The following is a 12,300-nucleotide window of genomic DNA, read 5'->3' on the forward strand; positions in this document are numbered from 1 at the left end:
GATCGGGAAGAGGAAAGCGCGTCACGATGATCACCCGACGCCGTACGGCCACTGTGGCCGCCACGCTCGTCGCCCTGCTCGCGGCCGGCATGAGCGGGGTGCCGGCCGCCGGGAAGGCAGTCGCCTCCGGCACGGCCACCGGCAAGAACGACGACGCCCCGGCTCTGAGCATGACCGACGCCCGGACCAAGGCCGCGAAGTCGGGCAAGCCGGTCGAGATCCTGAGCCTGCGGGATGAGCACAGCACCACCGTCGCCAACCCGGACGGGACGTTCACCAGCACCGAGTACGTGCAGCCCGTCCGTGTCCGGCAGAACGGCGCATGGACGGAGATCGACACCACGCTGGTCAAGCAGAAGAACGGCACCTTCGCGCCGAGGGCCGCGCTGACCGCGATGTCCTTCTCCGGGGGCGGCGACACCACCTTCGCCGAGATCGAGAAGGACGGGCGCACGCTCGCCCTGAACTGGCCGGACAAGCTGCCCAAGCCCGAGACGGACGGTTCGACCGCCACGTACACCGATGTCCTTCCGGGCGTCGACCTCAAGGTGACGGCGAGCGCCGAGGGCTTCTCGCACGTACTGGTCGTCAAGAACGCCGAGGCCGCAGCCAACCCGGAGCTGGCCAGCCTGGAACTGCCGGTCGACACGTCCTCGCTCGAGCTGTCGGAGACGGCGGGCGGCGGACTCACCGCCACCGACAGCGGGGCAGGGGGAGACGTCTTCGAGGCACCACAGCCTGTGATGTGGGATTCCGGCAACGGTGCGGCTCCAGAGCCCGCCGCCCCTGGAACGGCCGACGGAGAAACGATTACCCCGCCGGACGGCGCCCAAGTGGCCGATGTCGCCGTGGACCTCGAGCCCGGCACCATGACCCTCACTCCCGACGCGAACATGCTCGCCGACGCGGACACCGTCTACCCGGTCTACATCGACCCCGTGGTCAAGACGGCGAACCGCAGCGGCTGGACCATGGTGTCGTCGCACTACTCGACCGCCGAGTTCTGGAAGTTCGGGGACGACGAGGGTGTGGGGCGATGCCCCTCCGACGTGTCGTACCGCTGCTCCAGCAACAGCGACGTCAAGCGCCAGTTCTTCGCGATACCGACCGGCGGTTTCAAGGGCAAGGACATCGTCAGCGCCGAGTTCGCCGTCACCATGGTGCACACCTACAGCGACACCGGGCGCGAGGTGCAGCTCGCCCGGGTCAACAGCACGGGCGCGAGCGCGATCAACTCGTCGACGAACTGGTCCAACCAGCCTTCCTCCAAGGAGACGGTCGCCTCCAAGTCGCCGACGAACCCGGCGGGATCGTGCACCTCGACCAACCAGAACGTGCGCTTCGGTGTGACGGGCACCGTCCAGAAGGCCGCCGACAACGGCTGGGACACCACAACGTTCCGTCTCAAGGCCGGCAGCGAATCCGACACCTCGTACTGGAAGCGCTTCTGCGGCAACGCACATCTCTCCGTGACCTACAACCGGCCACCGCTCCGGCCGGACCAGGACGACCTGAACATGACGCCCGGCGACACCTGCGAGTACGGGCGTGCCACCGAGCACTACGTGACCAAGGCGCCGACCCTGTACGCCGTCATCAAGGACTACGACCACGGTGACCTGGGGTCCAACTCGGAAGAGTTGCAGGCCGAGTTCAAGGTGTGGTGGACCAACAGCTCCGGGACGGAGGTCGTCCGCTATGCGAAGACGGGCAAGAAGAGCACGGTCGACGCGAGCAAGGACGGGCAGACCGGCCAGGCGACCTTCAAGTACCTCGTCGGGTCCGACCTGTCGAGCGACGAGCACGCGGGCTTCTCCCTGCCCAAGAACACCGTCATCGGCTGGGCGGTCCGTGGCTTCGACCAGAAGGCATCCGGGCCTTGGTCCAGCGACGGTGACCAGACCCGCTGCGAGTTCATCTTCGACGACACCAAGCCCCAGGCGGCCGCGGTCACGTCGCCCCAGTACCCGAGCGACGACGAGTGGCACGCCGGTGTGGGCGACTACGGCGACTTCACCATGGACTCCCCGGCCGCCGATGTGACGGAGTACAGGTACTACTTCACGGGCCCTCAGGCGGACACCGTACGGAAGACGGCGGAACCCCGGTCCGCCGGCGGACCGGCCTCCATCCGCTGGATGCCGCCGGCCGAGGGCTCGTACACCCTGCACGTCACCGCTGTGGACGGCGCGGGCAATCCGCAGAAGACACCCACGAGTCATGTCTTCCTGGTCAGCGACGGGCGGGCCCCGGTGGCCGCCTGGACGCTCGGTGACGCCAAGAACTCCGCGAAAGCCGCGGGCAGCAGTGGGGCGCCGGACGCCGCCGCCGGCTCAGGAGTGACGTTCGAAGCGGCCGGTCCTCTGGGCTCCACCGATACCGCAGCCTCGCTGGACGGAACCGAGAACGCCTACCTCGACGCCGGCGCATCCGCCGTCGACACCAGTGACACCTTCTCCGTGAGCGCCTGGGTCATGCTGCCCTCGCTGCCCACCCAGAACGTCACCGTCGTCAGCCAGGACGGCACCGCACAGCCCGGCTTCGAGCTGGGGTACGACGTCGACACCGCCTCGTGGACGTTCCGCACCCCGGTGAGCGACATCGAGTCGCTCGGCTCGTGGAAGGTCTCCGGTGCGGCGGCCGTGGCCGGTAGCTGGACACATCTCATCGGTGTGTACGACGCCGAACCCGGCAAGATGATGCTCTACGTCAACGGTGTGCTCGTCGACGACGACGTCCAGGCGCGCCACACGGCATGGAACGCCGCCGGAGCGCTTCAGATAGGCCGCAAGATCGATCTCGGCGGGTACACCAACCACCTCAAGGGCAGTGTGGCCGACGTCAAGCTGCACGACCGCGTCATCCCGCCCACCGAGGGCCAGCAGCTCGGCGGCATCCAGCCCCATCAGCTCGCCTACTGGCAGCTGGACGAGGCGGCGGGCGGTCTGTCCCCGGAAGCGGCGGGCGGTACCGGTCTGACCCTTGGCGGAGGTGCCTCCGTCTACGTGCCGGACGACTCCTGCGACCCTGCGGCGGATCCCGAGTGCACGCCACCCGCCGCACCGCTGTGGGGTGACGGTCACCTGGCGCTGAACGGCACAGGCGCCTACGCGACGCGACCCGCCGGGCTGCTTTCCCGGGAGGACAGCTTCACCCTCACCGCTCGAGCCCGGCTCGCCTCGGCGAAGCCCGCGACGGACCAGACGGTGCTCGCCCTGTCCGCGGGCAACGGCAGCGCGATCAGGGTGAAGTACAGCGCCGCGGCAGCCCGGTGGCAGCTGGTGGCGACGGGCACCGGTTCCCCCACTCCGGTGACGGTGCTCGACCCGAACCGTGTGCCGAGCTCGCAGGGGGCCGGAGACCACCTCGCGCTGGTCTACAACGCGGTCTTCGGTGAGGTGGTCCTCTATGTCAACGGCACGGCGGCGGGCAAGGCTGCCTGGGACAACGCCTGGGACTTCAGCACTACGAGTCTCCAGGTCGGCCGGGCACTGACCGGAGCCACGGCCGGCGAGTACCTCTCCGGCGCCGTCGACGAAGTCCGGGTGTACCAGGGTCCGATCGATGCCGCGCTGATGGCGGTGGTGTCGGTCCTGCCGGCCGGCGCCAGCATCGAGGAATCGCCGGCCTGACACCTCTCACCCCGTGAGGCGGGCGGCTCAGTGGCCGCCCGCCCTCCGGACCCTGCGCTCCTGCTCCCCGCATCCCCCGATCACTCCTGGAGATGTCATGTCCTCGCCCCCATGGTTCCGGTCCGCGAGACCGGCCTGGCGCAGCGGCCGTCGCGGTGCGGCGGTGCTGCTCGGCCTGGCGTTGTCGATAGGCCTGCTTCCGCACTACGCCCCCGAAGCCGTGGCCGACGAGGGCATGAAGAGGCCCAAGGCGCAGACGGACCTGGACGATCCGGTTCGCGGGAAGAACGCCGAGCCGAAAGCCTTCAAGAAGACCGACCAGGCCGAGAAGGCGGCGGTCAGACGCCCCGGCAACGTCCGCTGGCCCAAGGCCGGCAGCGCCGACGTGCAGCTGTCCGCCAAGGCGGCCAAGGCCGCGGGGCTGCCGTTGAAGGCCGAGGCGGCCGAGGGCACGAAGGCCGCGGAGGCCATACGCGTCGAGGTGCTCGACCACAAGGTGTCCAAGGCCGCCGGTATCGACGGCGTCGTGTTCACCGTGGCCCGCACCGACGGTGAAGCAGCCAAGGGCACCGCTCACATCACGCTGGACTACTCGGACTTCTCGCAGGCTTACGGCGGTGGCTACGGCTCCCGCCTCCGCCTCGTCCAGTACCCGGCGTGCGTGCTGACGACCCCGGAGCGGAAGGACTGCTCGACACCGATCCACCTGGAGAGCGACAACAACGCGGCGCGGGAAACGCTGACGGCGACCGTGACCGCGGCGGGCGACACCTCCGGTGCCGCTCCCCAGCTCCTCCAGGCACCGTCGGCCGCTTCTTCCGGCACCGTACTGGCGGCCGTCGCGAGCAGCGGGGGCGACGGGGGCGACTACAAGGCGACCGGCCTCTCCGCGTCGTCCGAGTGGGGTGTCGACACCAGGTCGGGTGCCTTCACCTGGACCTACCCGTTGACCACGCCGCCGGTGCCCGGCGGGCTGCGGCCGAGTGTCGGACTGGGCTACAACTCCCAGTCCATCGACGGGCAGACGGCGACGACGAACAACCAGGGTTCGTGGGTCGGACAGGGCTTCTCCTACGAGCCCGGTTACATCGAGCGCCGGTACAAGCCGTGTGCCGACGACGGTCACGACGACACCTACGGCGACCAGTGCTGGGCGTACGACAACGCCACCCTCGCCCTGGCCGGCGGCACGTCCGGCGAACTCGTGAAGGACGACGCCACGGGCCAGTGGCGACTCGCCAACGACGACAACTCCAAGATCGAGCGCCTGACCGGCGCCACCAACGGCGACGACAACGGCGAGTACTGGAAGCTCACCACCACCGACGGCACCCAGTACTTCTTCGGCCAGAACCGACTGCCGGGCTTCGCCACGGGCCATGAGGAGACGGGCTCCGCCTGGACCCTCCCGGTGTACGGCGACGACTCCGGCGAGCCCTGCTACCAGGCTGCCTTCGCCGACGCCTACTGCTCCCAGGCCTGGCGCTGGAACCTCGACCACGTCATCGACCCGCACGGCAACGTCATGTCGTTCTTCTACGGCAAGGAGACGAACTACTACACGCAGGGTCTGAAGACGGCCGAGAACGGCAAGCCGTACATCCGCGGTGGTTACCTCAAGCGGATCGACTACGGCCAGCGCAAGGACAAGGTGTACTCGACCAAGCCCGCGGCGCAGGTCGTCTTCACCACGGCGGAACGTTGCATCGGCGCGGCGGCCGACTGCGAGCCCGGAGACCTGACGGACACCACGGCCACTCGGTGGCCGGATGTGCCCTGGGACCAGAACTGCAAGGCGAGCACCAAGTGCGAGGGCCAGAACTCTCCCACCTTCTGGACCCGCAAGAAGCTGACGAAGATCACCACGCAGATCCGCACCGGTGACGCGACGTACAGCCCGGTCGACGAGTGGAGCCTCGCCCAGATCTTCACCGACAACGGTGACGGGTCCAAGTCGCTGTGGCTCGACGGCATCGACCACACCGGCAAGGTCGGCACGGACGCCTCCGTCCCGTCCGTCAAGCTCTACGGCAAGCAGCTGCCCAACCGCGTCGACAAGACCGGCGACAACATCCAGCCCTTCCATCGTTTCCGCCTGTCCGGCGTGGAGAACGAAACGGGCGGGGCGCTCAGCGTCAGTTACGCGCCAAACGAGTGCACGCCGACGAGCCTGCCCGCCGAGGACTCCTCGACCAAGCGCTGCTTCCCGGTGAAATGGAATCCCCCGGGCGAAGAGGACCCGATCCTCGACTGGTTCCACAAGTACGTCGTCGAGTCCGTCACCGAGACCGACCTGACCGGCGGCAACCCCGACCAGATCACGTCCTACACGTACGTCGGAGACGCGGGCTGGCGCAAGAGCAGGGCCGACGGCATCACCAAGGCGGAGTACCGCACCTGGGGGGACTGGCGCGGTTACGGCAAGGTGCGCGTCGTCACCTCACAGGGCACCAACTCGCCGTCCAACACCAAGACCGAGCATGTCTTCTTCCGCGGCCTCCACGGTGACGTGAACGCGAGCGGCGCCACGCGCTCCGCCTCGGTCACCGACTCGAACGGAACCTCGTACGAGGACACGGAGTGGAAGGCCGGCCAGGAGCTCGAGACCCTTACCTACGACGGTGCCGCCGTCACCGAGAAGTCGGTGGCGGTGCCGTGGACCGCGGTGACGGCCACGAGCGTCAAGGACTGGGGCACGCGCAGGGCTCGCTACGTCGCGAACGGCGCGACCGACACCTACGTCGCTCTCGCCGGCGGCGGCTGGCGTCGCACCAGGGCCACCACCCAGTACGACTCGAAGACCGGACGGGTCCGCCAGGTCGACGACTACGGCGAGGTCGGCGTCGCGGACAACCAGTGCGTCCGCACCGAGTACGCGGACAGCGAGAGCCGGCACATGTACGCGTACGTGTCGCGGGTGGAGAAGGTCAGCGTCGAGTGCGCCGCGACTCCCGACCGGAGCACCCAGGTCATCTCCGACGACCTGACCTTCTACGACGGCTCCACCACCCTGGGCACGGCTCCCACCAAGGGCGACGTGACCACGATCAAGCGCCTGGAGTCGCACAGCGGGACGACGGCGACCTACCGGACGACCGCCGTCACGACGTACGACGACTTCGGCCGCCCGCTGGTGGTGAAGGACGCGCAGACGGCCTCGTCCCCGACGGAGTACGCCTCGTCGACCACGTACACGGACACGTACGGTCTCGCCACCAAGTCCGTGGTGACCAACAGAGCGGGCTGGACGGCCACGACCGAGTACAAGCCGCACTGGGGCGTGCCCTCCGTCAAGACCGACCAGAACAACCGCCGCACCGAGCTGGCCTACGACGGGCTGGGCCGTCTGACCTCGGTCTGGCTCCCGGACCGCATCGGTGCGAGTGCGTCGATCAAGTACGCGTACGTGGTGCGCGGGAGCACCGGTCCCACCGCCGTGCACACCCAGAAGATCGAGAAGGGCGGCCAGTCGTACGGCAGTGAATGGACGCTGTACGACGGTCTGCTGCGGCCCCGGCAGGAGCAGACCGAGGGGCCCGGAGGCGGCCGCATGGTCGCCGACACCCTCTACGACGGCTCCAACCGCGTGGTGCAGGTCAACGACACCTACTACGCCGCCGGTGCCCCGTCCTCCCAGCTCTTCGAACCGGTCGACGCCGACCTCACCGGTCAGACGGTGACCGAGTACGACGGAGCCGGAAGAGTCGTCGCCTCGATCTTCCGCGTGCAGGGAGAGGAGAAGTACCGCACGTCCTACGTCCACGGTGGGGACCGTGTCACCACGACCCCGCCGGCGGGCGGCACGAAGACGACGGTCGTGAAGGACGCCCGCGAGCACACCACGACCCAGATCCAGTACCCGCAGGGCGGGGACGCGGTCACCACGTCCTACGGCTACACCCCGGCCGGTCAGCTGCAGAAGGTGACGGACGACGCCGGGAACGCGTGGACCTACACCTATGACCAACTGGGCCGTAAGAAGAAGGCGGTCGACCCGGACACGGGCACGGCGGAGTTCACCTACGACGCCCTGGACCGCCAGACGTCGGTGACGGTCAACGGCACCAAGACGTCCACCAAGTACGACGTGCTGGGTCGCCCCGAGTCCACCTGGCAGGGAGAGCCGGACACCGGCACCAGGCTGTCGCTGACGAAGTACGACACCGTGGCCAAGGGCGAGCTCTACGGCGTCTACAGCTACAAGGACGGCGCGGTCCACTCGTCGGTCACCTATCCGACCCTCGACGCGAACAACGACTACAAGCCGGTCTCGACGAAGTACTTCCTGTCGAAGACGGCCGAGCCGCAGCTGGGCGGAACGTACGAATTCACCGCCCAGTACAACGACGACGGGACGGTGCAGGGACAGGGCCTGCCCGCGGCCGGCGACCTGCCCGCCGAGGCCCTCGGCTACACGTACGACGAACTGCAGCGGCCGACGGGACTCAACACCTCGCTGGGCGGCCTCAAGTACGTCACCGGAGTGTCGTACTCGCCGACTTCCGACCTTGAGCAGGTGGAACTGTTCACGGGCGAGTCCACCGCCAAGAAGACCTGGCTCAACAACACGTTCGAGGCGGGCACGCACCGCCTGGCCAACGCGAGTGTCAGGGTCGAGGGCGCGTCGAGCGCGGCCTACGACGCGGACTTCACGTACAACTCCGTCGGTGACGTCCTCTCGATCGCGGACACGCCCAGCGGCGGCGCGAGCGACGTGCAGTGCTTCCGGTACGACGGCCTGCGGCGACTGACCGACGCGTGGACCTCGTCGGTGGCGTCCGACGGGGCCCGGGGCACGGGCAGTGCCGATGCGGCCTGCGCGTCGGCGGCCTCCTCTTCGACGGTCGGCGGTGTGTCGCCGTACTGGACGGAGTACGGCTACGACGCGATCGGCAACCGGAAGAGCGAGACGCGGCACGGCCTGAACGGGTCCCCGACCTCGACCCGGACGTACACGTACGGGGAGAAGTCCGGCCCCAACGGCACGAACTCCGGTCCGCACGCGGTGTCTTCGGTCGTGGAGAAGACCACGGCGACGAGTACGACGCCCGAGGTCACCTCTCAGGACACCTACACCTACGACGTCACGGGCAATACCAAGACCCGTGTCCTCAACGGGGACACCCAGTCCCTGGACTGGGACAAGCAGGGTGAACTGACCAAGGTCACCAACGCCGACGGCACGGTGACGCAGTACACCCACGACGCGTCGGGCGAGCGGATCCTCCGGGACACCCCCAAGGAGAAGACGTTCTACCTCCCGGGCATGGAACTGCACCTGGACAAGTCGACGTCGAAGGTGACGACGACGCGCTACTACGCGTTCGGCGCCATGCGGATCGCCATGCGGGACGCGTCCGGTGTCCACTTCCTGGCGTCGGACCACCAGGGAACGGCCCAACTGGCGATCGACGCCAAGACGGGCGAGACCACGCGCCGCCGCACGGACCCCTTCGGGAACCCCCGCGACGAGTCCACGTCGTCTGCCTCGTCTCCCGCGTGGGTCGACGACAAGGGCTTCGTCGGTGGCACGGTCCAGAAAACCACGGGCCTGACCACGCTCGGGGCCCGCGACTACGACTCCGACACGGGCCGCTTCATCTCGGCGGACCCGATCATCGACTACACCGATCCGCAGCAGATCAACGGCTACTCGTACAGCAACAACAACCCGGTCACCTTCTCGGACCCGAGCGGCCTGAAGCCCGACGACTGCGTGAACGTCGGGATCACGTGCAGCCTGAACCGCGATGGCGGGTGGGACGTCAAGGCGACCGACACCTACTACACGTACTACGGCGTCAAGAAGCCGAAGGAGTCGCCGGCGCAGCACCGGGCGCGCCAGCAGAAGGCCCAGGCGGACGCGGCCAAGCAGCGGGCGATCGCCGTCGCCAAGGAACTGGCGCAGATCGTCGCGGACGAGCTGGGCATCACGGACGCGCTGGACTGCTTCACCACAGGGGCGTTGGGCTCCTGCGGGGCCACGGCACTCAACGTGGTGTCGTCACTCGTGGCCGGCGGGCCGCTGGCGCGGCTGGCCGCGAAGTACTGGAACAAGATGGACAAGGCCTGGGCCCTGATCAAACGCATCGGTGCCCTGAGCCGCAGGCTGTGGGAGAACTTCCAGGACTGGCGCAGGAGCAGCAAGGCGGCGGACGAGGCGACGGAGGTCGTGGGCTGCAACAGCTTCACGCCTCATACCAAGGTGTTGATGGCCGACGGTTCTGCCAAAAGGATCAAGGACGTCGACATCGGCGACAAGGTCGTGGCGACCGACCCGAAGACGGGCGAGACCAAGGTCGAGACGGTCACAGCCGAGATCAAGGGCAAGGGCCTCAAGCACCTCGTCAAGATCACGGTGGACATCGACGGCGAGGAGGGCTCCAAGACGGCCTCGGTCACGGCGACCGATGGTCATCCGTTCTGGGTGCCTGAGCTCGGGGAGTGGGTCGACGCCACCGATGTGCAGGTTGACGCATGGCTGCACACCGGAGCAGGGACGCGGGTCCAAGTCACTTCGGTGGAGCGAAGGACGGTCGGCTCGGCCACGGTTTACAACCTCACGGTCAGCGATCTCCACACGTACTATGTGCTGGCGGATGAGACTGCGGTACTCGTCCACAATGCATCACCAGGTCAGAAGTGCGACCTGACGCTGGGCGCCGGTCCGAATGCCCGAGAGGGAGTAGGCCTGGAGAACGGTGATATCGAAGCGGATGGCGTTCGAGATTTGATCAATGAGTCGGGAGATGCGCACGGCTGCCATACTTGCGGTGTCAAGGTCCCTGGTACCAGGAACGGGGACTGGATTCCAGATCACCAGCCGCCATCCAGTCTCGTCCCCCCGGGATCTCCTCAGACGGCGTACCCTCACTGTCTGCCCTGTGCCAGGAGGCAGGGCGGAGTCGTCTCGCAATTGTCACAAGGAAAGAGCAAGAAGGAATGGTAGCTAATAGCCCTGTGGTTGCATTCCTGGCGAAGATCGAGCACGGATGCCTGATCTTGCGGGATGCGGGGAGTGACGATGACGTCAGCGACTGGGACCCCACATCGAGCAGCTGGCACAGGGAGGGCAGTTCCCTCATCTTCGGCGTTCAGGCCAGTGTTGACGGCCCTGTCGAGTGCGAGGTGTGGAAGTCGGCTCCTCCTGCGACGCTTCCGGCGAACCTCTTCGAGGAGTCGCTTCCATGTCCATCTGGTTGGCTCGTTCTGCATGACCCGAATGAGCATGCTCGAATGCAGTTCTCGGGTTTTCGCAACTCTGTGCTCTGCTCGGTGATGGTGGATGATCTGCAATTTCCGTCGAAAGTGCAGATCTTGCTGAGGGGAGAGGGGCAAGTGACCTCTTGACGATTGGTGGAACGGGCGAGGCTCCATTCGGGAGCCTCGCCAATTCCTCGCATGCGGCACGAGCGCGTTGCTTCGCTGTGGGGCCTCATGCGTTTGGGAGTGTCGAAAACCCCACCGGTCCGAAACTGGTGGGGTTTTCAGTGATCGCTGTGCTGCGTCAGCCCACCAGCCCCAACTCCCGCGCGATCAGCATGCGCTGGACCTCGCTCGTGCCCTCGCCGATTTCCAGGATCTTGGAGTCTCGCCACATGCGGGCGACCGGGTACTCGTTCATGAAGCCGTAGCCGCCGTGGATCTGCGTGGCTTCGCGGGCGTTGTCCACGGCGATGGTGGAGGAGTAGAGCTTGGCCAGGGCCGCTTCCTTCTTGAAGGGGTCTCCGGCCACCAGGCGGGCCGCCGCGTCGCGCCAGGCGAGGCGGGCCGTGTGGGCCTTCATCTCCATGTCCGCGATCTTGAACTGGATGGCCTGGTTCGCGGCGATCGGCTTGCCGAACGCGTGGCGCTCCTTGGCGTACTTGACCGACTCGTCGACGCAGCCCTGGGCCAGGCCCGTCGCCAGGGCGGCGATCGCGATGCGGCCCTCGTCGAGGATGCGCAGGAACTGGGCGTAGCCGCGGCCCTCCTCGCCCAGGAGGTTCGCCGCCGGGACCCGGACGTCGGAGAAGGACAGTTCGCGGGTGTCCGAGGCGTTCCAGCCGACCTTGGAGTACGGGGCCGCGACCGTGAAGCCGGGCGTGCCGGACGGGACGATGAACGAGGAGATCTGCGGTTTGCCGTCCGGGGTGCGGCCGGTGACCGCCGTGACCGTCACCAATCCCGTGATGTCCGTGCCCGAGTTGGTGATGAAGCACTTCGTGCCGTTGATGACCCACTCGTTCGCCGACTCGTCCAGCCGGGCCGTCGTACGGGTCGCGCCCGCGTCGCTGCCGCCGTCCGGTTCCGTCAGGCCGAACGCGCCCAGCAGTTCGCCCGAGCAGAGGCGCGGGAGCCACTCCCGCTTCTGGGCCTCCGTGCCGTAGCGGTAGACGGGCATCGCGCCGAGCGAGACGCCGGCTTCCAGGGTGATGGCCACCGAGGAGTCGACCCGCGCCAGTTCCTCCAGGGCCACGCCCAGTGCCAGGTAGTCGCCGCCCATGCCGCCGTACTCCTCGGGGAACGGCAGGCCGAACAGGCCCATGCGGCCCATCTCGCGGACGATCTCGTACGGGAACTCGTGCCGCTCGTAGAAGTCGCCGATCTTCGGCGCCACCACCTCGTGCGCGAACTCCTCGACCGTGCGGCGGAGTTCCTCCAGTTCGGGGGAGAGACGGTAGTCCAT

The 12,300-nt window shown here is 67.7% G+C and carries 3 protein-coding genes; 2 read left to right on the forward strand and 1 reads right to left on the reverse strand.

Features of this window, described 5'->3' with window-relative positions; translation table 11 throughout:
• Nucleotides 1-26 precede the first annotated feature (26 nt).
• Both IE255_RS01340 and IE255_RS01345 read left to right on the forward strand, forming a co-directional pair.
• On the forward strand, nucleotides 27-3,632 hold the full coding sequence (locus IE255_RS01340; RefSeq protein WP_190048223.1) for a LamG-like jellyroll fold domain-containing protein: 3,606 nt from the start codon (nucleotides 27-29) through the stop codon (nucleotides 3,630-3,632).
• A 97-nt stretch (nucleotides 3,633-3,729) separates the two neighbouring features.
• Nucleotides 3,730-10,581 carry a polymorphic toxin-type HINT domain-containing protein gene (locus IE255_RS01345; RefSeq protein ID WP_190048224.1) on the forward strand — a complete coding sequence of 2,284 codons (6,852 nt, stop codon included), beginning with the start codon at nucleotides 3,730-3,732 and terminating at the stop codon, nucleotides 10,579-10,581.
• Nucleotides 10,582-11,139: 558 nt separating this feature from the next.
• Here IE255_RS01345 and IE255_RS01350 read toward each other — a convergent pair.
• Nucleotides 11,140-12,300 (reverse strand): acyl-CoA dehydrogenase family protein, encoded by a 1,161-nt coding sequence (locus IE255_RS01350; protein ID WP_190048225.1) that lies wholly within the window; start codon nucleotides 12,298-12,300, stop codon nucleotides 11,140-11,142.

This window comes from Streptomyces lomondensis, assembly GCF_014651035.1.
Classification (GTDB): domain Bacteria; phylum Actinomycetota; class Actinomycetes; order Streptomycetales; family Streptomycetaceae; genus Streptomyces; species Streptomyces lomondensis.